This is a genomic window from Mycobacterium sp. E2733 (assembly GCF_001667585.1).
GTDB lineage: Bacteria > Actinomycetota > Actinomycetes > Mycobacteriales > Mycobacteriaceae > Mycobacterium.
On record NZ_LZJZ01000083.1, the window covers coordinates 234,985 to 258,216 of the forward strand.

General features: G+C 66.6%; 21 protein-coding genes and 1 riboswitch. Of the genes, 8 read left to right on the top strand and 13 right to left on the bottom strand.

Going from position 1 to position 23,232, the window contains the following annotated elements:
* Positions 1–8: 8 nt before the first annotated feature.
* The gene (locus A5678_RS14570; RefSeq protein ID WP_068043425.1) at positions 9–218 is read right to left on the bottom strand and encodes a hypothetical protein; all 210 of its coding nucleotides are present in this window, start codon (positions 216–218) and stop codon (positions 9–11) included.
* Positions 219–496: 278 nt separating this feature from the next.
* Positions 497–667: riboswitch (M-box (ykoK) riboswitch) on the bottom strand.
* Between the two features lie 114 nt (positions 668–781).
* Between A5678_RS14570 and A5678_RS14575 the strand changes: the two genes are divergently transcribed.
* On the top strand, positions 782–1,441 hold the full coding sequence (locus A5678_RS14575; RefSeq protein WP_068043427.1) for an O-methyltransferase: 660 nt from the start codon (positions 782–784) through the stop codon (positions 1,439–1,441).
* Between the two features lie 3 nt (positions 1,442–1,444).
* Here A5678_RS14575 and A5678_RS14580 read toward each other — a convergent pair whose 3' ends face one another.
* The 8 genes from A5678_RS14580 to A5678_RS14615 form a co-directional block, all read right to left on the bottom strand.
* Entirely contained in the window at positions 1,445–3,448 is a 2,004-nt protein-coding gene (locus tag A5678_RS14580) for an acyltransferase family protein (RefSeq protein WP_068043429.1), read from the bottom strand.
* 240 nt (positions 3,449–3,688) lie between these two features.
* Positions 3,689–5,125 carry an aldehyde dehydrogenase family protein gene (locus A5678_RS14585; RefSeq protein ID WP_068043431.1) on the bottom strand — a complete coding sequence of 479 codons (1,437 nt, stop codon included), beginning with the start codon at positions 5,123–5,125 and terminating at the stop codon, positions 3,689–3,691.
* 15 nt (positions 5,126–5,140) lie between these two features.
* The gene (locus tag A5678_RS14590) at positions 5,141–6,853 is read right to left on the bottom strand and encodes a thiamine pyrophosphate-binding protein (RefSeq protein WP_068043433.1); all 1,713 of its coding nucleotides are present in this window, start codon (positions 6,851–6,853) and stop codon (positions 5,141–5,143) included.
* A gap of 2 nt (positions 6,854–6,855) precedes the next feature.
* Positions 6,856–8,049 (bottom strand): CaiB/BaiF CoA-transferase family protein, encoded by a 1,194-nt coding sequence (locus tag A5678_RS14595; protein WP_068043633.1) that lies wholly within the window; start codon positions 8,047–8,049, stop codon positions 6,856–6,858.
* Between the two features lie 19 nt (positions 8,050–8,068).
* On the bottom strand, positions 8,069–9,004 hold the full coding sequence (locus tag A5678_RS14600; RefSeq protein WP_068043437.1) for an SDR family NAD(P)-dependent oxidoreductase: 936 nt from the start codon (positions 9,002–9,004) through the stop codon (positions 8,069–8,071).
* Positions 9,001–10,857 (bottom strand): NAD(P)/FAD-dependent oxidoreductase, encoded by a 1,857-nt coding sequence (locus tag A5678_RS14605; RefSeq protein WP_068043438.1) that lies wholly within the window; start codon positions 10,855–10,857, stop codon positions 9,001–9,003. Before A5678_RS14605 ends, A5678_RS14600 begins: the two co-directional genes overlap by 4 nt.
* The gene (locus tag A5678_RS14610; RefSeq protein WP_068043440.1) at positions 10,854–12,254 is read right to left on the bottom strand and encodes an SRPBCC family protein; all 1,401 of its coding nucleotides are present in this window, start codon (positions 12,252–12,254) and stop codon (positions 10,854–10,856) included. Before A5678_RS14610 ends, A5678_RS14605 begins: the two co-directional genes overlap by 4 nt.
* Complete coding sequence (locus A5678_RS14615; protein WP_068043442.1) at positions 12,254–13,099, bottom strand: SDR family NAD(P)-dependent oxidoreductase; 846 nt, start codon at positions 13,097–13,099, stop codon at positions 12,254–12,256. Before A5678_RS14615 ends, A5678_RS14610 begins: the two co-directional genes overlap by 1 nt.
* Before the next feature lie 210 nt (positions 13,100–13,309).
* Between A5678_RS14615 and A5678_RS14620 the strand changes: the two genes are divergently transcribed.
* The 5 genes from A5678_RS14620 to A5678_RS14640 are packed head-to-tail and all read left to right on the top strand — an operon-like array spanning position 13,310 to position 19,313.
* On the top strand, positions 13,310–14,944 hold the full coding sequence (locus A5678_RS14620; RefSeq protein ID WP_068043447.1) for an SMP-30/gluconolactonase/LRE family protein: 1,635 nt from the start codon (positions 13,310–13,312) through the stop codon (positions 14,942–14,944).
* Positions 14,944–15,684 carry a GntR family transcriptional regulator gene (locus A5678_RS14625; RefSeq protein WP_068043448.1) on the top strand — a complete coding sequence of 247 codons (741 nt, stop codon included), beginning with the start codon at positions 14,944–14,946 and terminating at the stop codon, positions 15,682–15,684. The genes A5678_RS14620 and A5678_RS14625 overlap by 1 nt, the downstream gene beginning before the upstream one ends.
* Positions 15,685–15,693: 9 nt before the next feature.
* On the top strand, positions 15,694–17,358 hold the full coding sequence (locus A5678_RS14630) for an AMP-binding protein (protein ID WP_068043450.1): 1,665 nt from the start codon (positions 15,694–15,696) through the stop codon (positions 17,356–17,358).
* A complete protein-coding gene (locus tag A5678_RS14635; RefSeq protein WP_082945570.1) occupies positions 17,351–18,133 on the top strand; it encodes an SDR family NAD(P)-dependent oxidoreductase in 783 nt (260 codons plus the stop codon). The genes A5678_RS14630 and A5678_RS14635 overlap by 8 nt, the downstream gene beginning before the upstream one ends.
* A gap of 37 nt (positions 18,134–18,170) precedes the next feature.
* Complete coding sequence (locus tag A5678_RS14640) at positions 18,171–19,313, top strand: NDMA-dependent alcohol dehydrogenase (RefSeq protein WP_068043451.1); 1,143 nt, start codon at positions 18,171–18,173, stop codon at positions 19,311–19,313.
* A gap of 175 nt (positions 19,314–19,488) precedes the next feature.
* Here A5678_RS14640 and A5678_RS14645 read toward each other — a convergent pair whose 3' ends face one another.
* Together A5678_RS14645 and A5678_RS14650 are read right to left on the bottom strand one after the other, a co-directional pair.
* A complete protein-coding gene (locus A5678_RS14645; protein ID WP_068043452.1) occupies positions 19,489–19,950 on the bottom strand; it encodes an SRPBCC family protein in 462 nt (153 codons plus the stop codon).
* Positions 19,947–20,813, bottom strand: coding sequence for a rhomboid family intramembrane serine protease (locus A5678_RS14650; protein WP_082945562.1), 867 nt, complete (start codon positions 20,811–20,813; stop codon positions 19,947–19,949). The genes A5678_RS14645 and A5678_RS14650 overlap by 4 nt, the downstream gene beginning before the upstream one ends.
* A gap of 101 nt (positions 20,814–20,914) precedes the next feature.
* On the opposite strand from A5678_RS14650, the gene A5678_RS14655 reads away from it, so the two are divergent.
* Positions 20,915–21,274, top strand: a complete 360-nt coding sequence (locus A5678_RS14655) for a nuclear transport factor 2 family protein (protein ID WP_231983669.1) — start codon at positions 20,915–20,917, stop codon at positions 21,272–21,274.
* Between the two features lie 60 nt (positions 21,275–21,334).
* Positions 21,335–21,559, top strand: a complete 225-nt coding sequence (locus A5678_RS14660; protein ID WP_007167137.1) for a hypothetical protein — start codon at positions 21,335–21,337, stop codon at positions 21,557–21,559.
* Between the two features lie 97 nt (positions 21,560–21,656).
* Here A5678_RS14660 and A5678_RS14665 read toward each other — a convergent pair whose 3' ends face one another.
* Positions 21,657–22,394, bottom strand: a complete 738-nt coding sequence (locus A5678_RS14665; RefSeq protein WP_068043457.1) for a DUF899 domain-containing protein — start codon at positions 22,392–22,394, stop codon at positions 21,657–21,659.
* A 29-nt stretch (positions 22,395–22,423) separates the two neighbouring features.
* Positions 22,424–23,188: an SDR family oxidoreductase gene (locus A5678_RS14670; RefSeq protein WP_068043459.1), complete on the bottom strand. Its 765-nt coding sequence runs from the start codon at positions 23,186–23,188 to the stop codon at positions 22,424–22,426.
* Positions 23,189–23,232: the final 44 nt, after the last annotated feature.

Consider the following 23,232-nt stretch of genomic DNA (forward strand, 5'->3'; position numbering starts at 1 on the left):
CGAACCCGTCACCGGCGGTTGCCGGTGGAGGCGTGCCCGCCCAGCGAGGCCGTGACGACCGCGATCGGCATCCGCGACACGTACAGGTTGGCCCGCTCCTGGGGAGTCAGGGTGGTCCGCGCGTGCACCTTGCCGGCCAACAGCCGGGCCGACCGCAGCAACGCCCGTCCGCGCGCACCGGTCCGACCGGTAACGCGCTGTGTGACAACAAAAGCCATGATCTTCTCCTTAGGGGAGGTCCGATCGGCTCAGCTCAGGGCGCCGGGGCAGCAATGGCAAACCGCGGGCAGGTCAATGCGCGCGAATAACCTTTAGCGCCCGGATAAGCTCAGGCGGCGGAAGGAATGCCGGAGCCGGATTCGGACAAGACGGATTTCGGATAAGGACTATCGCCCGGACTCATCTCGCCCTCACCTCCTCACGGCCACGACACACGCGGGTGTCATCACGTTTCACCTGAAACGGGAGAGGCGTAAATGCCGGCGCCGCGCCGGCGGACGCACCCCTCTCGTCGGAGCTTCGGCACTGCACGGCGTATCCGGAAGTCCGGAAGCCACTTGGGCTCAACCCTTGGGTCCGGGAAGAGCTGTCCTGACCCGGGGCGTCTCTCGACGTTCGGGGTCAGTGGCCTGTGTCCATGCAGACGCCTCACCTACCGAGGTGCTTGCGAAACCCTTTCTACACCGTGGCCCAGGGCCCGTCAAACTGATTGACATATCCGTTACGCCAGCTCACCACCGCTCCCGGCTCCGCGCGGCCGCCGGCGCCTACCCTCAACAGCATGGCCATCACTCTGCAAGATCCAAAGGTCGCGAGCGTGCTCGACCGGATGTATGCCGAAGCGAAGAACCAGATGTCGCTGTTAAGTCAGCGGCACAGCGACTTCGACCGGCCGATGACCGCGCGGGAGCGCGCCGACGCGATGAGCGAGTTCTACATTCCGGTCACGCCCGAAGCGGGCCGGCTGCTGTACGCCCTGGTGCGCGCGACGCGTCCCGGGATCGTCGTGGAGTTCGGGATGTCGTTCGGCATCTCCGCGGTCCACCTGGCGTCGGCGGTGCGGGACAACGGCGCCGGACGGGTGGTGACGACCGAGCTCAACGACACCAAGATCGCCGCCGCGCGGCAGACGTTCGCCCAGACCGGCCTGGATGATGTGATCACCATCCTCGAAGGAGACGCGCTGACCACGCTGGCCGGCCAGGACGGACCGATTGACTTTGTCTTGCTGGACGGTTGGAAGGACCTGTACCTGCCGGTGATCGAGTTGCTCGAACCGCGGCTGTCGACGGGGGCGTTGGTGGTCGCCGACAACGCCAGTGCCGCGGACATGCAGCCGTATCTGAACCGGGTGCGCGATCCCGCGAACGGTTACGTCAGCTTCAATTTCCAGGTCCGGGAGAGCGACAGCATGGAAATCAGCTGCCGCACCGGGGATTAGGGCCTAACGCAGGGATTCCTCGAGCCACGGCGTCAACCACTTCACCCCTTCGGGGGTGAGGTGGACGCCGTCGCTGCGCACCTTGATGCCGTCGACCTTGGCGGTGTAAACGCCGTCCGGACACAGCTTTTTGTTCAGGTCCAGGATTTGCACGTTCGGATGGTGGCTGACGGTCTTGCGCAGCATGGTGTTCCACAGGTTGACGCGGTCGGGCTGGTCCTCCGGATACAGTCGGCCGTCAGGCTTTTCGCCGCCCCTGCTGTACGGCACGGTGGCGACCACCACTCGAACGCCGGTGGAGCTCACAATGTTCAGCGCCCGCTCCAGCTCGCCGTTGAGGTACGCGTCGAAGGTGGGGTCACCGATGTGGGTCCATTGCCCCTCATTGACCCGGTCGACGGTTTCCCAGCGGCCGATGATCAGCAGCGCGACGTCCGGCTGGTCCTGGCTGACCTGGTTCGACCATCGAATCGGCCAGCCGTCGCATTCGGCTCGCTGCTCCAGAGTTTGGCCGATGTACCGATATGGCGTGCCGCGCACCAGGCTGCAGCCGATGACGGTGTGGTCGAGGAACGCGAATCCCGGTGTGGGTGGCAGGTAATGCATCCACGTCCACCCGATCGAATCGCCGAACACCGAAACGGTGAACGGCCGGTTGGGGTCCCGGGGACCGGCCGGGCGGCCGTCGCCCGGCGGGGACGGGGACACCGCGGCGACCGCCGAGACTCCCGGTGGCAGGCCGGCCTCACGCAGGCCGGGCCCCGTCCCCACCGGAACCACCAGCAGGGTCACCGCGGCGGCGCTGGCCACCGTCGCCGCCGCCAGCGGCAATAGCGGCACCCGTGCCGGCCGCCAGCGCCGGATGGGTTGCTCGATCAGCCACCAGGACACCGCGGCCAGCGCTACCGTCGCGCCGCACCGGGCGGCGAACAGCGGCAGCCCGGTCCAGCCGGTGCGTTCGCCGTTGAGTGCCAGGAAGATGGGCCAATGCCACAGATAGACGCCGTAGGAGATGGCCCCCAGCCACACCAGGGGTGGCGCGGCCAGGATGCGGGCGACCACTCCCCGCTGCTCCAGGGCGACCGGCGCCACTACGAGGACGGCGGCGATCGCGACCCAGGTGAGCAGACCGTGGCGGAACTCGCCGCTGCTGCCGGTGGCGTAATGGGTCGCGGCCGCGAGGCCGGCCAGGCCGGCGAACGGCAGAACGCGCGCGACGCGCCGGGCCCAGCGGGTCCGGATCAGGCACCAGCCCCGGTTGAGTGACGGCCAGTCGCGGACCAGCAGGGCCGCCGCCGCGGCGCCGGTGAGCAGCGCCTGCGCGCGGGTGTCGGTGCCGAAATAGACTCGGTCGCGCGTGTTGTCGGACACCATCACCATGGCGACCGCGGCCGAAGCCAGGGCCCCCACGGTGGCGATGATGAACGTCGCGAACCGCACGCCGCCGACGGTGGCCCGGGTGAAGCGGCGCCTCGCTCGCGCGGCCAGCAGCAGCGTCACCGCGATCAGCAGCACCGGCCACACGAAGTAGTACTGCTCCTCCACCCCGAGCGACCAGGTGTGCTGCAGCGGCGAGGGTGGGGCGCCCTGCGTGAAGTAGTCGGTCTTCTGGGCGACGAACCGCCAGTTCGCCATCCACACGAACGCCGCGACCGCGTCGTCGCGCAGGCCCGTGAGGGACCGGTCGGGAAGCAGCTGGCGGGCCGCCGCCACGGTGAGCACCATCAACATCAGGGCCGGGAGCAACCGGCGGGCACGGCGAATCCAGAAGCCGGTCAGCTCAATACGGCCGGTGCGCCCCAGCTCGTCCAAGAGCAGCGAGGTGATCAGGAACCCGCTCAGCACGAAGAAGACATCGACGCCGACGAATCCGCCGCCCACGCCGGGGATGCCGCCATGTCCGACCAGCACCAGCGCGACCGCTATCGCGCGTAACCCATCGAGTGCGGGAATGCCGCTGCGCCGCTCCGGCTTATCCCAGATCGCCAGCCGACCGGCCCTGCGCACGGGAACGACCCAGCGGGGCGGCCGAGCACGACGGGCCGGCGCGGGATTCGTCCCGGCCGGCTCGCTGCTTGCTGTCAGCGCGCCGTAACTACCATCTCGCCCGGCGCCATGGTTGATGCCGATACGTCGCTGCTCCTCCTGTTGAGTTCAGCAAGCCAGCCTAGAGGTGGGCGCACAGGATTCAGTGGAGGACACGCGACGGTTTTCCGCTGCGGCGCGTTCGGATTTCGGCCCAGGGCGCTATTGGGCGGACGTGTCGGGTGCGTAGCCCAAGATGCTCTTGACCTCCAAATATTCGTGGAAGCCGAAGTCACTCCACTCGCGGCCGTTGCCACTGCGTTTGTAGCCACCGAACGGCGCGTTCAGGTCGAAAGCGTGGTTGATCGTGACCCAGCCGGCGCGGATCTTGCGGGCCACGTCGCGGGCCTTGTCGAGGTCGTCTCCCGAGACGAAGCCGGCCAGCCCGTACTCGGTGTCGTTGGCGAGCTCGACGGCGTGATCGATGTCGTTATAGCCCACGATGCACAGCACCGGCCCGAAGATCTCCTCCCTCGCGATCGTCATGTCATTTGTGACGTTCGCGAACACGGTCGGCTTCACGTAGTAACCCCTGTCCACCCCGGCCGGCCGGCCGGGGCCTCCAGCGATGACGGTCGCGCCCTCGTCGATGCCCTTTTGGATCAGGCGCTGCACTTTGTCGAACTGGGCCCTGGAAGCGACCGGCCCGATCGCGGTCGCGTCGCCGGGGCTGCCCACCCGGACCTGCTCAGCGGCCTCGCGTGCGATGGTGATGGCCTCGTCCATGCGGGAATTCGGGACCAGCATCCGCGACGGCGCGTTACAGCTCTGCCCGGAATTGGGCATCATGTTCGCGACGCCGGCGCGCACGCCCTTGGCGAAGCCACTGTCGTCGAGGACGATGTTGGGGCTCTTTCCGCCGAGCTCTTGGGTCACCCGCTTCACGGTCGGGGCGGCATTCCTGGCCACCTCGACACCCGCGCGGGTGGACCCGGTGAACGACACCATGTCGATGTCGGGATGGCTCGCCAGGGCCACACCCACGCCCGCGCCGTCACCATTGATCAGGTTGAACACCCCGGGCGGCACGCCCGCGGCATCCAGGATCTCGGCGAAGATGTACGGCGAATACGGCGCGACCTCAGACGGTTTGAGAATGACGGTGCAACCGGTGGCCAGCGCCGGGTAGACCTTGACCGCCACCTGGTTGATCGGCCAGTTCCACGGCGTGATCAACCCGCACACACCGATCGGCTCCTTGGCGATCAGCGTCGCGCCGCGTTGTTCGGAGAACGGGAAGTTCTTCAGCACGTCGATGGCCGTGGTCAGGTGACCGATCCCGAGAAAGACCTGCGGCCCCGCGGCCAGCGACGGGGGTGCGCCGATTTCCTCGGTGACCGCGTCGGCGAGATCCTCAGCGCGCTTCTGGTATTCGGCGAGGATGGCCTGCAACAGGTCCAGGCGCTGTTCGCGGGTGCTTTGCGCCCAGCCGGCGAACGCTCGCCGGGCGGCTGTGACCGCCACGTCGACGTCGGCGGCCGACCCCAGCGAGATCTTCCCCGAAACCTGCTCGGTGGTCGGGTTTTCCACGTCGAAAGTGTTGGGCCGCACCGGGTCGACCCATCGTCCGTCTATGTAGAACTTCAGGTATTCACGCATGCCATCGTCCTTTACTTACTGGGTGCCCTCGGCGTACCAGGTGCGGAATCGGTCGTACTTCGGCATCTCCTCGGAGTTGGCCTTCGGGTCGATGCAGACGTGCACTACCCCGACTTTGCCACTGGCGTAGGCGCGAGCGATCGCCGGGCCGATCTCCTTTTCCTTCTCGACGTACTCACCGTGGCAACCGAAGCCCTCGGCAACCTTGTCCATCCGGACGTCCTTGCTCCAATGCACGCCGGGCTGCGGCGACGGTTGCTCAAATGTGCGCTTGTAGACGCCCACCTCGAGGCCCCACTGGTGGTCGACACCGACCACGCATACCAGGGGAAGGTTCTGCCGCACAGCGGTTTCCAGCTCGGCGATGTGGAACAGGAAGGCCGAGTCACTGGTCAGCAGCATGACCGGACGTTTGCCGCCCTCGGCGACTGAGGCGCCGACCGCGTAGGGCAGACCCGTGCCCAGGTGACCGAAGTTCTGGTTCCAGATCACGTCACGCGGTTTGGTCTGCGAGTAGGTCCACTGGAAGATCACGGTTGCGCCCCCGTCGCGCACCAGGATGCCGTCTTCGAGTTCGTTGAACGCCTTGGTGGCCTCGACGACGTAGCGCGCCGGGTGGATCGGCGAGCGTCCCGACGGTGCCGACTCCGCCACGACCGCAAACTCTTTCGCGTCCATTTTGATCAGGCCGTCAAGCGCGGGTGCGGGTTTGCGGGGAGCATCCTTGAGCGCCTCGACCAGCTGCGGCACCACGCCGCGCAGATCGCCGACCAGCGCCACGTCGACGGGCCGGTTGACGCCGATGGCGGTCGGGTCCTGTTCGACCATCACCCATTTGCGGTTCGCGTTGTTGGCGGCCCAGTGCTGGGTCCGGCCATAGTGCATGGGCTCACCGAGCTCCGTTCCCAGCGCGACGCAAAGGTCCGATTCTTCGACAGCCTGGTTGGCGGCCGGGGAGAACAAGTAGGGGAATGTCCTGTCCTGCAGTCCCGGAATGAACGAGGTGCCACCGGAGGTCTGGATCACCGGGCAGGCCATGAGCTCGGCCAGCTCCTTGACCTCCTGTTGGGTGCGGGAGGTGTGCACGCCGTGGCCGACTAGCAGGATGGGGCTCTTGGCGTCGCGGATCAGCTTGACGGCCGCGGCCACCTCGCGCTCACCCGCGGTCTGGTTGACCAGCCGGTACCGCTCGGGCGGCGGCGGATCCGGCACGTCGAGCTCTTCGAGGATGACGTGCGAGGGGTACTCGATGTAGGCCGGGCCGGGGGTGCCCGACATGGCCCGCCGGATCGCCTCGTGGACGATCTCGTCGGTCTGGTCGGCGTATTCGATGGATGCGCTGTACTTGACGGACGCTGCGAAAAGAGGTTCCTGGCGGACGAATTGGATGCGTCCGCGGCGTACCCGACGCTCGGTGATGCGGGCGCGCTGGCCGCCGAGGAATATCACCGGCGAGTTCTCCACCAACGCGCACTGGATCGCTCCGGCGATGTTGGCCATTCCCGGGCCGAGCGTGCCGATGCACAGGCCCGGCTTACCCGTCATGCGCGACGCCGCCTCGGCCATGAATCCCGCGCTCAGTTCGTGATGGGGTGCGACCACCGACCACCCCCGGGCGTCGGCCTCGGCGAACATGTGCACGAAGTTCGGGTCCGGGATGCCGAACAGGGTATTCACCCCCTCGGCCTCGAACAGGTCGAGAATGCGCTTGTAGACGGGCACACCCATGGTTAGAAATCCCTTCCTTCGCGAGCAGTCGCAAAATCGTCTTCTGGACGCAGATTTTGGGCGACTTTGTGTCTGCTCGCGCTGATTTCGGCGAGCACTTCTTCGGTGTGCGCGCCGAGCTCCGGTGCCGGTCCCGCGACCCGGCCCGGTGTCTGCGAGAACCAGGTGGGTACCCCCGGGAAGCGCACCGGCCCGTGCGGCGTGTCGACCGTCTCGAACATGCCGACGGCGTTGAGATGAGGATCGTCGAACAGCGCGCCGGGGGTGTTCAATGGCGCGGCCGGGATCTCGAGTTGGCGCAGCAGCGCCAGCCACTCCGCGGTGGAACGCTCCTTCATCGTCTCGGCCACCAGCCCGTAGATGGTGTCGATCTCGCGGGCGCGCTGTTCCAGCGTGGAATACAGCTCGCTTGCCCACGGCGGGCGCACGGCTTCGATGAAAGCGTTCCAGTGCTTGTCGTTGTAGATCAACGCGGCGATGTAGCCATCGCTGGTGCGGTACGGGCGGCGGTTGGACGCCACGGTGCGCGGATACACCGCGGGGCCTAGGGGCGGGTCGAACAGGGCGCCGTTGGCATGTTCGACGAGCATGAACGATGCCATGGTCTCGAACATGGCGACCTCGACTTCTTGCCCCTGTCCGGTGCGCTCGCGATGGAACAGCGCCATCGTCGTCGCGTACAGCGCCGTCAGCCCGGCAATCTTGTCGGCCATGATGGTCCCGACGTAGTCGGCCTCACCGGTCAGCTGTTGTTGCACGGCCGGCAGGCCGCATTCGGCCTGGATGGTGTCGTCGTAGGCGGGTCGGTCACGATCGGGCCCACGGCGCCCATACCCGTAGCAATTGGTGTAGACGATCGCCGGGTTGAGCGCGGCCACATCCTCGTATCCGAAGCCGAGCTTGGCGATTGCTTTGGCGCGCATCGAGTGGACGAACACGTCGGCGGTCTCGACGAGAGCGCGCAACGCGCGCTTTCCGGTATCGGTTTGCAGGTCCAGCACGATGCTGCGCTTGCCCCGGTTGACGTTGACGAACACCCCGCTCATGCCCGGCGCCGGACCCACCGAGATGTAGCGGGTGTTATCCCCTTGTGGGGGTTCGACTTTGATCACATCGGCACCCATGTCGGCCATGATCTGGGTGCAGTACGGCCCCATCACCATTGCGGTGAGGTCGACCACGCGCACACCGGCCATCGGGCCCCGGCTCCCCTCGTCAGCCATGTAGCGCGCCCCGATCATTGGACCGGTGCGCCAAGCCGAAGCTGTAGCGGATGTGCGCGGCGTGGCCGTCCGGCAGGACCGGAAAAATCAGCGGCGCCTCGATGTTTCGGATCGCATCGAAGTGCTCGCGGACATCCTCGATCGTCCACGACGGCCGGCAGACGCCGGGGCTTTCGGCGATGACCGCGCGCGCGACGCGCCCCGCCAGGGCGATGAAGATCTCCCCGCTCACCGAACAGGATTCGTGTGCCAGCCAGCCCACCACAGGAGCGACAAGGTCCGGGCCCATCGGTGGGTACGCGGAGGTGTCGATGCCCTCGGCCATCCTGGTCACCGCGGCCGGCACGATCACGTTGCACGTCACGCCGTCGGCGGCGCCTTCGAGCGCCGCGACGTTGGACAACCCGATCACACCCGCCTTGGCGGCCGCGTAGTTGGCCACGTTACGATTTCCGTACAGACCCCCGATCGACGAGGTGAGCACGATCCGCCCGTAACCCGCCGCGCACATTACCGGAAAGGCCTGCCGCACAACGTTGAACGCTCCGCGGAGATGCACGTCGAGCACCGCGTCGAAGTCCTCGTAGTCCATCTCCTTCAGCGATGCGGGCCGCACGTTGCCGGCGTTGTGGATCAGGACATCGATCCGGCCGTAGCGTTCGAGGGCGGTCCGGATGATCGCGGCGGCGCCGTCGCGGGTCGCGACCGACGCGGTGCAGCCGACGGCTTCTCCCCCGGCCGCCCTGATCGCATCGACCACCTGTCCGGCCGGGGCGGCATCGGCCCCGTCGCCGGCGAGGCTGCCGCCGTGGTCGTTGACGACGACGTTGGCTCCGCGCTCGGCGAGCAGTTGCGCGTATGCGCGACCCAGCCCGCGGCCGGCGCCGGTCACGATGGCGACGCGGTCGTCAAATCTTGCGACCGTCATGAGCCCAAGACCAGACCTTCCAGGTCGCCCTTGTCGCGCCACAACCGCAGCAGGTCCTCGAAGGCGTAGAACCCGGGCCCGTACGGCTCCCCGAGGTGCGACCGGATTCCTTCGCCGCCACCGCCACCTTCGTTGTTGTAATAGCCGGGCGTGCACTGGGCGTCGAACGCCGAGTTGTCTACGGCGGTCTCCCGGATCGTGGCGCACCAATCGTCTTGTGCGCCTTGGCTGGGCTCCACGGTCGCCGCACCACGGGACAGGGCCTGGGCGATGATGTAGGCGATGTGTTCGCCCTGTACCTCGTAGTTGGCGGCGATGTTGGCGGAGATGCCGACCTGGGTGAAGCCGGTGTAGAACTGGTTCGGGAATCCCCGGCTGGTCATCCCGTGCAGCGTCTTATAGCCATCGCTCCAGTAGTCGAACAGTGACAACCCGTCGCGTCCCTGGATCGTCTCGATCGAATAGCGCCGGCTGATTTCGGTGGTGATCTCGAAGCCGCTGGCATAGATGATGCAGTCGACTTCATACTCGACGCCGTTGGCCACCAAGCCCTTTTCGGTGATGCGCTCCACGCCTTTGGAATCGGAGACGTCGACGAGAGTGACATTGGGCCGGTTGAACATCGGCAGGTATTCGTCGTTGGACAGCGGCCGCTTGCACAGGAACCGGTAGTAGGGCTTGAGTGCCTCCGCGGTCTGCGGCTCCTCGACGATCGCGTCGATGCGGCGGCGCAGCCGCTCCATCAACTTGTAGTCCTCTTCTTCACGGATGGCCATGAACTGCTCGGGGGTCATCGACGCGGGGTCATCCAGGGCGAGCACCCGGGCCGCTGTGTTGCGACCGAGCTCGGTCCAGAAGTCACACACCAGGTCCGGCTGGCCCAGCGCCATGCCCTCGAACGTCCACGAGTGAAAATTGCGTTGCCGTTCCTTCTGCCAGCCCGGCCGTAACGACTTCGCCCAACCCGGGTCGGTGGGCGCGTTGTTGCGCTCGTCGACCGTCGAGGGGGTGCGCTGGAAGACGTAGAGATGCTGGGCATCTCGGCCCAGGAACGGGACGATCTGGATAGCGGTGGCGCCAGTCCCGATGACGGCGACCTTCTTGTCCGCGAGCTTGTGCAGGTTTCCGCTCGTGTCGCCGCCGGTGTAGTCGTAGTCCCACCGCGACGAGTGGAACGCGTGTCCCTTGAAGTCCTTGATCCCGGGAATGCCGGGGAGCTTCGGACGGTGGAACGGGCCCGACGCCAGCACCACGAACCGGGCGCGGATGTCATCGTCGCGGTTGGTGCTGATTCTCCAGCGTTTGATCTCCTCATCCCAACGCAGGTCGCGCACCTGGGTGGAGAAGATCGCCGAGTCGTAGAGGCCGAAGTGTTTGCCGATGTTCCGGCAGTGCTCGAAGATCTCGGCACCGTCGGCGAACTTCTTCGACGGCATGAAGCCGAGCTCTTCGAGTAGCGGTATGTAACAGTAGGATTCGTTGTCGCACTGAATTCCGGGATAGCGGTTCCAGTACCAAACACCGCCGAAGTCACCGCCGAGCTCGATGATCCGCACGTCATCGACGCCCGCCTTCTTCAGATGAACGGCGGACAGCAGGCCCCCGAAGCCACCGCCGAGCACCGCCACGTCGATGTCCTCGGCGATCGGGGCGCGCGGCGTCACGGGCGTGTAGGGATCGACCTCGTAGTAGCCGGCGAAGTCGTCCTCTAGTTCGATGTATTGCTTGGAACCTTCCTTGCGCAGCCGCTTTTCCCGTTCGAGCCGGTACTTTTCGCGCAGCGCGGGGATGTCGATGTCGTCGGGCGTCCGGGTCGGCCCGCAGTTGTCCTGGTGATTTTCCAGCTGGGTCATGCGTGTGGCTGCTCCTCATCAGAAAGTTTCCGGGGCTCGCCGGTACCCATGTATTTCGACAGTTGGTAGTGCAGGTTGACGGTGCTGCGTTCCCGGTACGGGTTGGGCTTGGTGCCCGGAAAGCCCAGCGATTTCATGCCTTGCTGGACGGCCGCCATGTTGGAGAAGTCCTGCGGCAGCACCGAGCGCCACCGCGGGTCTCCGACCGGCGTGTATTCCCATTCCGTCTGGGGCTCTTCGCCTTTGGGGTACAGCTCGAACACCGACACCTCGAAGATGCACTTGTCCGGGTTGTAGCTGGGGTGCGGCCGGGCGCCGTAGCACAGCGCAACCGTCAAGCCCTGACCGATCTGGAAGTTCGGGAAGATCTGCCACGCGGTGCCGGCCTGCCCGAGGATGTCGGACGGGATCGTCGGCCAGATCACGCCGCGGGCCTCGTCATCGCGGCGCGCGGACGCCAGCCAGTGCTCGAGGACCTTGTCGGCCGGCGTGCCCTCGGGCAATTCGTCGACCAGCCGCTTGGCGGCGTTGACCAGCGTCTCGGTGGTGGAGGTGTTGGTCTCCTCCATCGTGTAAATCTGCATCTCCGCAGTCGAGACACGGGGATCGGCGCCGGTGCCGAGGCGGATCTTGGACTTGGTCGCCGCGAGATCGTCCGGGGCGTCGTAGCCGATGTTGCTGTGCTTGCCCTGCACCTTCGCCCAGCCCTTGAATTCGCCGAACCTGTTGAACTCGGGATGGGTGGTGTACACGTGGTACGTCTCGTTGAAGGCCTCGAGCGCCACCTTCCAGTTGCAATCGAAGTCCAGCCACTTGCGCCACTTGAAGCGCATGTTCTCCAGTCCGAAGGGATCCAGGATCTTCGCGGCCGGGAACAGATAATCGGCCAGCGGTTCGCAGTCGGGGTCCATATTGATCCACAACCAACCGCCCCACGTGTCGACCCTGACCGGCCGTAGGTGGGTGTTGTCGGGCGTCAGCGCTTCCTGCCAGTCCTGTTGTTCACGGATGTGCGTGCACGCACCGTCCAAGTCATAGGTCCAGCCGTGGAATCCGCAGACGAACGATTTACGGGTGCGGCCGCGGGCGTTCTTCGCGCCTTCGGGTGTGTCGATCAACCGCCGCCCGCGGTGCATGCAGACGTTGTGATGGGCGTGAAATTCGTGCTCGCCGGTGCGCACCACGATGATCGAGTCGTCAAGGATGTTGTAGGTCAGGTAACTGCCCATTTCGGGCAGCTCTTCGACCCGGCCGACCTGCTGCCAGACCTTCCGCCAGAGTTTGTCGCGTTCGGCGCGCGCGTAGCTCTCACTGATGTACGCCTCGACGCCGATCGTCATTGGGTGCGACAGCTCCTCGGCCGCTGCGGAATTCGCGTCTTTGGCCAGGTCGGTCATCACATCCTCCTAATCGCCGCGCGGAAGGATTCGTCCTTGAGGAACAAAGAAGTGTTGTCTGCGCCCAGATGGCTCCATTTGAGGTCGAGCCCACCGTCGACGAGCAGGGTCTGGCCGGTGATGTAGCTCGACAGGTCCGACAGCAGGAACAGGATCGCGCCGGCCTGCTCCTCGGGCCGTCCACGACGCCCCATTGCGATGGCCTGCCGATCCCGGACGGGGTCCTCGTCGACGTAGGTACGCGAGGCCGCGGTCTCGGTGACGCCGGGAGCCACCGCGTTAACCCGGATTCCGGCCTCCGCCAGCTCGAGGGCCATGGTGCGGGTCATCGCCGTGATGGCGGCCTTGGCGGTCCCGTAGGCGATGTGAAACGGCGCGGTGTTCATGCCGCTGATGGAGGAGATGGACACGATCGACCCTTGCCGCTGTTGTGCGACCAGCTCGGCGGCGACGGCGCGGCTCATGAAGAAGGCCGTCTCGAGGTTGTCGGTGAAGATGGTTCGCCAGTCGCCGCGAGTCACCCGGGTCGACGGCATCCACGTCGACGGCGCCGCGCCGCCGGCGACATTGACCAGACCGTAGAGCTCCCCGTCGGCACCGCGGGCATGTTCGATCACCGAGGCGATGCCCTCGTCCGTCGACGCGTCAGCCGCAACGGCAATCACCGCCAAACCCTCTTGGGCGAGCGGAACGACGTGCTCGTCGAGGTTCTCCTTCGACCGGCTCACCGCGATCACGGTGGCCCCCGCCCTGGCGGTCATCGCCGTCACGTTGGTGCCGATACCGCCGCCTCCGGCGCCGGATACCACAACGATGCGGCCGTCGAGTCTGAGGAGGTCCTCCATGTCCTACTTCCGCCCACAACGGGATGCGCTGTAATCTTGTCCGGACAAAATATCGCGTTCTGTCGCTTGGAGAACACTATTCCCATGGCAGAACTCAGCTGTCAAGGTCGGGTGTGATGCATCAACGGCTATTGTCTGGACTAGCTTGGCTTTGATAACGTCCGGCCAAATGGTCACTTCCGCCGAGCAGGAAGGGTCGAGGCAACACACGTGTCCCCCTCGAACGCCATCGGCGCGCAGCCGTCGCGCTATGCCTCCCCGGTTTCCACAAGCCGCGCGGTCGAAGTCGCGGATTCCTGGAGACTCGAGCGGGTGACCGCGCCCAGCCGCCTGTTCGGCGCGAACGGTCTTCGCACCGGCCCCGACGGCCGCGTATATATCGCGCAGGTGACCGGCAGTCAGATCAGCTCGCTGGATTGTCGCAGCGGGCAGTTGGGAACAGTCAGCGCCAAGGGTGGCGAGATCATCGCACCCGACGACGTCGTGTTCGACGCCAGTGGCAATCTGTACGCGACCGAGGTCATGGACGGCCGGGTCAGCGTGCTCGAGACCGCCGGCCGAACGCGGGTGCTGCGCGACGACGTTCCGTCTGCCAACGGCATCACCGTCCACCGGGGCCGACTGTTCATCGGTGAATGTCGCGAGGACGGGCGCCTGCTGGAACTCGACCTGGCCGGCGGGCCACCCCGGGTGCTGCTGGAAAACGTGCCGTCGCCCAACGCGATGGAAGTCGGCCCGGACGGTCTCCTCTACTTTCCGGTGATGGGCGCCAACGAAATCTGGCGCGTCGACCCCGATGGGGGCGAACCACAGCGCGTCGCAGGCGATCTCGGCGTCCCGGACTCGGTCAAGTTCGACGCGCGGGGCCATATCGTTTCAACTCAGGTCGCGACCGGGCAGGTGCTGCGCATCGATCCACGCAGCGGCGAACGGCGTCTGCTGGCACAGCTCAGTCCGGGCCTGGACAACTGCACGTTCGTCGACGACCGGCTGCTGGTCTCCAACTTCACCGGGGAGATCACCGAGATATCGGCGGACGGCGCTACCCGGACCGTGTTGCCCGGCGGGCTCAATTGGCCCCTGGACCTGACGGTGGGAAACGACGGGCAGCTCTATGTCGCTGACGGCACGTACTTCTATGCCGTGCTACCCGACGGGTCGTTGCACACCGTCGGAATGCTCTTCAGCCCGGGCTATCCGGGATTCCTGCGCGGTGTCGCAGCCAGCGGACCCGGCGAGTTCGTGGTGACGACATCAGGGGGACAGGTCGCCCGCTACCGGCCGGCCGTCAGCGAAAGTGATTTGCTCGCAGACGGTTTCGACCAGCTCTACGGCGTCGCGGTCGCTCCGCACGGCGTCGTATTCGCCGAACTGGGCACCGGCCGGCTGCTTTCGGTGCGAGCGGGTGATGTCCGGGTGCTGGCCACCGACCTGCGGGATCCGGTCGGTGTCGCGATCGACGCGGACGGGACGTGCCTGGTGGCCCAGGCCGGCGAAGGCACGGTGGCGAGGGTGAACCGGTCGGGGGTCGACACCGTGGTCGCCGATCTGCAACGACCGCAAGGCATCCTGGTCCGCGACGAGGTGCTCTACATCGTCGACGCCGGCGCTAAGCAAGTGATCGCGTTTGACCTGAAGAGCAAGACCCAACGGATCATCGCGTCCGGGTTGCCGGTCGGCCCGCCGCCGGGTGTCACACCGAAACCGCTGAAAGGCATGCCACCGTTCTCCGGACCGCAGGGCCCCTTCGCCGGCATCACCGCGGGACCCGACGGGACGCTCTACATTTCGGCCGACGGTGACGGCAGCGTCCTGGCGTTGCGCCGGTCGGGGGACGGCCGCTGATGCCCCCGGCCATCGCCACCGATCACCGCTATCTGCAGATCGCGCGCACGCTGCGGAAGGAGATCGTCGACGGTGTCTACCCGGTGGGCTCGCAGCTGCCGACCGAACACCAACTGTGCGAGCGATTCGCGGCCAGCCGATACACGATCCGCGAGGCGCTGCGCCGGCTGCGAGAGGACAACCTCGTCACGTCGCGGCCGCGGGCGGGCACGCGAGTGGTCCCTCGTTCGGCCACGAGTTCCTATGCGCAGGACGCGATGTCGATCGATGACCTGCTCGCCTTCGCGGCCGGGGCGCAGCTGACCATCGAATCCAACGAGATGGTGGCGATCGACGCGGAGATCGCGGCACGCACCGGACTGCAGGCCGGCAGTCAATGGCTGTCGGTGCGTGGCTACCGTCAGGCCGAGGGTGCGTCGGCGCCCATGTGCCGCACGGAGTACTACATCAGCCGCACGTTCGCCGCGGTCGGCAGGTTGTTGCATCGCCACACCGGTCCGATCTTTCCGTTGATCGAAGACCTGTTCGGCGTGAGCATCGCCGAGTTGCACCAGGAGATCGCCGCGGTGGTGCTCTCGCCCGAGCTGGCCGACGGCCTCGGAGTGGAGGCCGGGACGGCGGCGCTGCAAATGCAGCGCACCTATAAGACCTCCGAGGGCGATGTCGCCCAGGTGACGGTGAACACCCATCTGTCATCCAGCTTTCGCTATGCGTTGACCATGCGCCGCGTGAGCGGTTAGGTCGGTCATGTGATCGGCCGGGTCCCGCACGACACCGCACAAGCGGCAGAGGCGTATCGGCGCGGCCTATGGGTGCATACCACGCTGGCCGATTCGCTCCGGACGGCCGCGCAGTCGACGCCGCAGCGAACGGTGCTGGTCGACAGGGAAATTCGGCTGGACTGCGCAACGCTGTACGCCCAGGCCAGCGCGCTGGCGGGGGTCCTGCTGGCGCGCATGCCGACCGGCAGCGTCGTCTCGCTCATGCTGCCCAACTGGCACGAGGCCGCCGTCATCTATCTGGCGGCGACGCTGGCCGGGATGGTGGTGAACCCGATCCTGCCGTCGCTGCGCGACCATGACCTGCGGTTCATCCTCGATGACGTCGAAGCGCGGATGATCTTCGTCCCGAGGCAATTCGGTGGCCATGACTATGCGGCCATGCTCGATCGCGTGACTGCCGCGATGGGCCGGGCGCCCGAGGTTGTGGTGCTGCGCGGCTCCGAAACGGGGCAAGCCGGCTCGCATACGTCGTATCCGGCCCTGTTCGACGGGTCGGACCCGCCGGGGCGGCTTCCTCTGGATCCGGACGCGGTCCGGATGGTGCTCTACACCTCCGGCACTATGGGGCGCGCGAAAGGCGTTCTGCACAGCAGCAATTCGATACACGCCCTGATAAGCCAGCTCCGCGATCACTGGCTCATCGATCCGGGGGACACCTTCCTGGTCCCGTCGCCGATCGCCCACATCGGCGGTTCGATCTACGCGTTCGAATGTCCGCTGTTGTTGGGCACCACCGCGGTGCTGATGGACCGGTGGGATCCGGCGCGGGCCGTGGCGCTCATGAACGACGAGCGGTGTACCCATCTGGCCGGTGCGACACCGTTCCTTCAGCAGCTGCTGGCCGCCGCCGAACGCGCCCAAACCCGCCTGCCCGACCTGAAGGTGTTCATCTGCGGCGGCGCCTCGGTGTCGCCCTCACTCATCCGCCGCGCCGCCGGCTATTTCGACCGGGCGGTGGTCACCCGGGTCTACGGCTGCACGGAGGTCCCCGTGGCGACCGTCGGCGCACCACGACATGACGAAGCCGATCGCGCCGCGGACACCGACGGGAGGCCCGGAATCGCGCAGATCAAACTCGTCGCACACGAAACGGCCCCCGCCGGTGACGGCGAAATCTGCGTGCGCGGTCCCCAGATGCTCTTGGGTTACCGTCATCCCGAAGACAACGTCGAATCCCTGGATGACGAAGGGTTTTTCCACACAGGCGATCTGGGACGCTGGGTTGATGACCAATACCTGCTCGTGACGGGTCGGGCCAAGGACGTCATCATCCGCAACGGCGAGAACATCTCGGCCAAGGAGGTCGAGGACCTCCTCGCCGATCACCCGGGCATCGCCGAAATCGCGGTCGTCGGGCTTCCCGACGAGCGAACCGGGGAACGGGCATGCGCGGTGATCGTGCCCGCGGGTGCGGCTAGGCCCGACGTCGCCGGCATGCTGGCGCTCCTGGAGAGCAAAGGCGTCGCGAAATTCAAGGCGCCCGAACAGGTGGTCGTCTGGGATGCGCTGCCGAAGAACGACGCGGGCAAGATACTCAAACATCGGATCCGAGCGGCGCTGACTTCCGCCGCGATCGCAGGCGCGGCGGAGCCGGGCGCGACGGGTGGCCGCGCGCGAACCAAGGATGGGTGAAATGCAGGTCGCGATCGTCACCGGAGCAAGCAGCGGCATCGGCTTGGGGTGTGCAACAAAACTCGCCGAGATGGGCATGGCGGTCGTCGGCGCGGGCCGCGACAATGACCGACTCGCCGAACTGGAAGGGGCGGTCGATGATCCCGATCGCGTCGCGACCCTCGCCGTCGACCTGACCCAAGACGACGCACCGCGACGCATCGTGGACCTCGCGGTCTCTCGGTGGGGTCGCATCGACTTCCTGATCAACAATGCCGGGGTGGGCAGCCCCAAGCCGCTACACGAGACGGACGACGAAACGCTGGACCACTTTTTGGATTTGATGCTGCGGGCACCGTTTCGGCTTGCGCGTGACGTCCTGCCCCACATGCGACCCGGATCGGCGATCATCAACATCACATCGACGTTCGCGGTCATCGGCGGACTGCGTGGCGGCGCCTACTCCGCGGCCAAGGGCGGGCTGACCGCGCTGACCACACACATCGCCTGCCAGTACGGGGCGTCCGGCATCCGCTGCAACGCCGTCGCGCCCGGTGTGACGATGACGCCGATGGTCGAGAAACGCTTGCAGGACGAGCGATTCCGCAAGATCAACACCGAGATGACGCCGCATCAGCGCTTGGGCACCGTCGATGACATTGCCGGCACCGTCGCCTTCCTGTGTTCGCCGGCCGGCAGTTTCATCAATGGGCAGACGATCGTCGTCGACGGCGGCTGGAGTTCAACGAAGTATCTCTCGGAGTTCGCGTTGACGTCCGAATGGATCGCGCGGTGAAGCTATCGAGGAGGTCGCAATGAAGTGTCAGGCCGCTGTGATCCGCGGGGTCGGCAGGGACTGGGAGATCCGCGAGATCGAACTCGACCCGCCCCGCAGCGGTGAAGTCCTGGTGCGGATGGCCGTCGCCGGAATCTGCCACTCCGACGACCACTTGTTCACCGGCGATGTGGTACCGACTCCGGAGGCGCTGGCGGCAAGCGGTCAGCCCGCGCCGGACTGGTTCCCATTGCTCGGCGGTCACGAGGGTGCCGGTGTCGTCGAGGAAGTCGGGCCGAACGTGACGACGGTGCGGCCGGGCGATCGGGTGGCGCTCTCGTTCATCCCGGCATGCGGCAACTGCCGGTTTTGTGTGAACGGGCAGAGCTACATCTGCGATATCGGCGCGAGCCTGTTCGTGCGGGAGATGCCCACCGACGGTACCTGCCGCAGGCATCTCGGCGACGAGAATCTGTTGGCTTATGGGCAACTCGGCACATTCGCCGAATATGCGGTGCTGTCGGAAAGGTCCGTCATCAAGATCGGCGACGCCATCCCGTTCCATGCCGCCTCCCTCGTGTCGTGCGGTGTCAGCACCGGATGGGGCTCCGCCACGGTGTCGGCGGGCACCGAGCCGGGCGACACCGTGGTGGTCATCGGCACCGGCGGCGTCGGGATGAACGCTCTGCAGGGTGCGCGCGCCGTCGGCGCGAAATATGTCGTCGCAGTGGATCTGGTTGAGTCAAAGCGAGATTCGGCCAAGTTTTTCGGTGCCACGCATACCGCGGCCTCCGCCGAGGAAGCGATACCGTTGGTCAAAGACATCACCGCGGGCGTCATGGCCGACCGAGTCGTCGTCAGTCCCGGCGTTGTGCACGTGGACCTGATCCCGTTGGCGATGGCGATGCTTCGCAAGGGTGGCATATGCGTGCTCACCGGCATCACCCCGTTCACCGAGCCGCCGGTTCCGTTGGTGTTGCAGGAGATGACGCTGTCGGCCAAACAGCTGCGGGGAGCGCTCTACGGCGGGATGAATCCGCGCACGAGCGTGCCGATGTTGTTGTCGCTGTATCAGGCCGGCGAGTTGAAACTCGACGAGTTGGTCACCCGGCACTACCGGCTCGGTGAGATCAACGAGGCGTTCACGGACTTGCGCGAGGGCCGGAACATTCGCGGGATCATCGAGTTCGCCGACCGGTAGTGGCGATCGCGAGCGCGGCGTAGCCGGGCGAAGCGGGTCGCCACCATCAAGACCAGTGGCGATCGCGAGCGCGGCGTAGCCGGGCGAAGCGGGTCGCCACCATCAAGACCAGTGGCGATCGCGAGCGCGGCGTAGCCGGGCGAAGCGGGTCGCCACCCTCAAGACCAGCCGTTGATCATCCGGTCTCGAAGTGGCGGCGGATGCCGGCCAGCATCTCGTTGTGCGCCTTGACGGCCTCGCGCGTGGTCACCGGGGCCAGCAGCCGGGGCGCCGCTATCCGGATTCGCTCGGTGACACGGGTGCCCGCCGCGATCGGCTCGAAGCTCACCGTCCCGCGCAGGTGAACCCCGGGGGACTGGTCGGCCTCGGTCAGCACGTCGCCCTCCGCCGGAACCCGCAGCCGCGCCCGGTAGTTGATGGTCATGGTGAACGGCCCCAACGGAATCCGGTCCCGCACCCGATAGCTGTGGACGACGCCGTCCGCGGTTTCGGTGCGCGACAACGTCTCCACGGACACGATCAGCGGGTGGACGAGCTTGATGTTGTCCAGGTCCACGTAGAAGTCACGAACCGCGCCCGCGGGTGCGGGCACGTCCTCGCTCAGGGTGCGCTCGGCGTGGGCGACCCACCAACTCATGCGGAGAACTCCGCGAGCAACTGCGCCGTGCGCCACCAGATCAGCACGGCGAACGCCGCCAGCACGACGATCGTAACCGCGGCCTGAACCGCGTTCCGCCGCTCCCGCGGCGGGTAAACGTAGGCCGCGGCGATAAGCCCGCCCGTGACCAGCCCGCCCACGTGCGCCTGCCAGCTGATGCGCTGCGAACTGATCAGCGGGACAACGAAAGTGAAGACCAGGTTGATCGCGATGACCACCACGACCCAACGCACGTCGACGGCCAGCCGCTTGCCCACCACGAAGGTGGCACCGAAAAGACCGAAGATCGCCCCCGAGGCGCCCGCCGTGGACGTGTCGAGCGGTGAGACCAGGTAGACCAACACCGAGCCGCCCAACCCGGCGACGGCGTACAGCGTGCCGAAACGCAGCCGGCCCAACCACATTTCGAGCGGCGGCCCCACTACGTACAGCGCCCACATGTTGAACAGCAGGTGCGTCGCCCCATAGTGCAAGAACGCCGACGTCATCAGGCGGTAGAACTCGCCGTCGGCGACGGCCGGCGGCCACAGCGCGAGCTCCGCTTCCAACTGCCCCGACGCCATCTGCAGCACGAACGCCGCCACATTGACCGCGATCAGGGCGTACGTGAGCACCGGCGTCGCCGACCGCTGCCGTCCACCGAAGCGTGTCCGGGGCTGCCGAATGGTCCGGGCGCCCGCCCGGACGCACTCCACACACTGCTGGCCGACGGCGGCGCTCCGCATGCAGTCCCCGCAGATGTAGCGGTCACAACGGTTGCAGCGCACGTACGTCGGGCGGTCCGGATGCCGATAGCAACTCGGAGCCGTGGGCGGCGAATCCGGTGCGCTGGGTGCGCTCATCGCACCATTCTTCCCCGGATCGCCGCGTCCGGCGCAGCGCTTGGGCAAACCTGCTTTCTGACCCTGCCCTGCTCGCCTACTGTGTTGTGCGTGGAGTCGACGTGACCACCGGAGTGGTCGAGCGCTACCTGGCGTGCCTGGCCGCACACGACTGGGACGGTCTTGCGGCGACGATCGCCGACGAAGGCTTGACCCGCGAGGGCCCGTTCTGCGACGTCGTCGAGGGCAAGCAGCACTACGTCGCCTACCTGCGCAAGGTGCTCACCAATTTGGCCGGTCATCGGCTGGACGTGCAGCGGGTTTCGCATGTGGACGACCGCCTGTCCTACGTCGAGCTGACCGAGGCGTTCGAGATCGACGGCGACACCAAGCGGTGGCCGGAATGCATCCTGTTCGAGCGGACCGACGACGGGCTGATCTCCCGCGTCAGCGTGTTCTTCAAGCAGCCCGGAGGGCAGTGAATCGTCCCAGGTGGCGGGAAAGTATTCCCTCGCTCGCGAATTTCACCTAGCGTGTGATGGGTGGAATCAAACGGAAGCCCGGAATTGGTGCCCGTCGAAACATTGCACTCAGGCGATCCCATCATGGATTGCGGTCAGCGATACATAGTCCTCGAATCGAAGGCCGTCGGCGACAGCTGCGTGGTCCTCGAGCTCGAGTCCAGGGTCGACCACCAGCTGCAGGTCATCGAGAAGTCTTTCCCGGCCGGCTACCACGTGAACAGGGCGAACCACCGAATTCTTTAGCCCGAATTTACTCAGCCGAATATTGCGCGAGTAGCCGCTGGACGGCTACCGCGCATTCGTGTTATTCGGCCCCGAAACGGCAAATAGCGCTGCGCATTTAGCCGCCGCGCGCCGGCCGCGGGTCGTTGGGATTGTCCGGATCGGGATCGCCGAACCACCGCGATGGCGCGCGCTCGCCGTACGCGTCGTGCCATTCCCACCACTCGTACGGCGCGGTTTGCGGGTAACCGTCCGGCGAGTCCTCCCAGTTCTCCTGGCGCCCGAGCGCGGTCATGTCGAGGTAGCTCCAGGTGTTGCCCAGCACCTCGTCGCCCCGGTTGTTGATGAAGTAGGTCCGGAACACGCGGTCACCGTCATGGATGAACGCGTTGGTGCCGTGCCACTGGTCAACGCCGAAGTCGGCATCGAAATCGTCGGTGAGCGTGTACCACGGCATGTGCCAATCCATCCGCGCCTTCAGCCGCGCGATGTCGACCTGGGGTGCCCGTGAAGCGAACACCAGGGTGGTGTCACGGGCATTCAGATGGGCGAGGTGCCCGACGTGGTCGGCGATCATCGAGCAGCCGCGGCAGGCATGGTCGGGCCAGCCGTCCACGCCCGGCTCGAAGAAGGCGCGGTACACGATCAGCTGACGCCGCCCCCCGAAAAGCCCAAGCAGGCTGACCCTGCCCTCGGGCCCCTCGAACCCGTAGTCCTTGTCGACGGCCGCCCAGGGCATTCGCCGCCGCGCCGCCGCCAGGGCGTCGTGGGCTCGCAGCACTTCCTTCTCTTTCACCAGCAGCTGTTCACGTGCGGCCGCCCAGTCGCTGGCCGACACGATGGGGGGTGTGTTCATTGCGTTGTCCTCCTTGGGTTTCGAGGGGCTCAGGCCACTGCCGACAGGCCGGTCGAGGTGAGCAGGTACGCGTCCCCGCTGCCACGACCCGCGGTCGCGATCGCCAGGACGGATTCGCCCACCTGCCGCGCGCTGAGCGGGGGCCCACCGGCCCGCACGAACGACTCGACATCGACCCCTTGCCGTTCGGCGTAAGCCGCGACGGCTTGGGCGCCGAGGTCGGTGGCCGGCGTCAACCGCGGCAGGACGGACACGAAGCGGATCCCCAGGCCGGACCGCTCCGATTCGGCGGCCGCGTAGCTGGCGATGAACCTGACCGTGGCCTTCGCGCCCGCGTAACCCCCGCTCAGCGGTGACCCGACCACGGCGGCGCCGCTGGACACGGCGATCACCGAACTGCCCGGCGCCAGCGGCCGTCGCAGCGCACAGCGGGTCCAGTGAAACGCTTGCGCGACATCGACATTCCAGTTCTGACTGAAGCTGTGCCAGCTCTGGTCCTGTAGTGGGCTCATCTGGGGCGCCGCCCCGGCGCACAGGACCACTGTGTGCGGCCGGTACTCGTCGATGAGCCGTTGCGCCGTCGCCGGGTCGGCGGCGTCGGCCACCACCGGGAGGAATACACCGCCCAGCTCCTCGCTCACCTCGTACAGACCGGACCCGTTACGCGCAACGCCGACCACCTCGGCGCCTGCCACCGCCAGGGCGCCGGCGATGGCACGGCCGAACCCGCGGCTCGCACCGGTCACGATCGCCGTCGTGCCGGCCAGCCCATCGGTTGTCAGTGGCTCGTTCATGTTCGTCCTCGCTCTCATGGGATGTGCGTCCACTAGTTGAGAGA

What these genes read in the sequence shown, in the direction of transcription:
- A5678_RS14585 (WP_068043431.1), bottom strand. Translation starts at nt 5,125, where the DNA reads ATGCGTGAATACCTGAAGTTCTACATAGACGGACGATGGGTCGACCCG.
- A5678_RS14645 (WP_068043452.1), bottom strand. Translation starts at nt 19,950, where the DNA reads ATGAGTTGGTGGGTCGCCCACGCCGAGCGCACCCTGAGCGAGGACGTG.
- A5678_RS14635 (WP_082945570.1), top strand. Translation starts at nt 17,351, where the DNA reads ATGGGTGAAATGCAGGTCGCGATCGTCACCGGAGCAAGCAGCGGCATC.
- A5678_RS14605 (WP_068043438.1), bottom strand. Translation starts at nt 10,857, where the DNA reads ATGACCCAGCTGGAAAATCACCAGGACAACTGCGGGCCGACCCGGACG.
- A5678_RS14610 (WP_068043440.1), bottom strand. Translation starts at nt 12,254, where the DNA reads ATGACCGACCTGGCCAAAGACGCGAATTCCGCAGCGGCCGAGGAGCTG.
- A5678_RS14665 (WP_068043457.1), bottom strand. Translation starts at nt 22,394, where the DNA reads ATGAACACACCCCCCATCGTGTCGGCCAGCGACTGGGCGGCCGCACGT.
- A5678_RS14590 (WP_068043433.1), bottom strand. Translation starts at nt 6,853, where the DNA reads ATGGGTGTGCCCGTCTACAAGCGCATTCTCGACCTGTTCGAGGCCGAG.
- A5678_RS14625 (WP_068043448.1), top strand. Translation starts at nt 14,944, where the DNA reads ATGCCCCCGGCCATCGCCACCGATCACCGCTATCTGCAGATCGCGCGC.
- A5678_RS14575 (WP_068043427.1), top strand. Translation starts at nt 782, where the DNA reads ATGGCCATCACTCTGCAAGATCCAAAGGTCGCGAGCGTGCTCGACCGG.
- A5678_RS14600 (WP_068043437.1), bottom strand. Translation starts at nt 9,004, where the DNA reads ATGACGGTCGCAAGATTTGACGACCGCGTCGCCATCGTGACCGGCGCC.
- A5678_RS14615 (WP_068043442.1), bottom strand. Translation starts at nt 13,099, where the DNA reads ATGGAGGACCTCCTCAGACTCGACGGCCGCATCGTTGTGGTATCCGGC.
- A5678_RS14670 (WP_068043459.1), bottom strand. Translation starts at nt 23,188, where the DNA reads ATGAACGAGCCACTGACAACCGATGGGCTGGCCGGCACGACGGCGATC.
- A5678_RS14595 (WP_068043633.1), bottom strand. Translation starts at nt 8,049, where the DNA reads ATGGCCGGTGTGCGCGTGGTCGACCTCACCGCAATGGTGATGGGGCCG.
- A5678_RS14650 (WP_082945562.1), bottom strand. Translation starts at nt 20,813, where the DNA reads ATGAGCGCACCCAGCGCACCGGATTCGCCGCCCACGGCTCCGAGTTGC.
- A5678_RS14570 (WP_068043425.1), bottom strand. Translation starts at nt 218, where the DNA reads ATGGCTTTTGTTGTCACACAGCGCGTTACCGGTCGGACCGGTGCGCGC.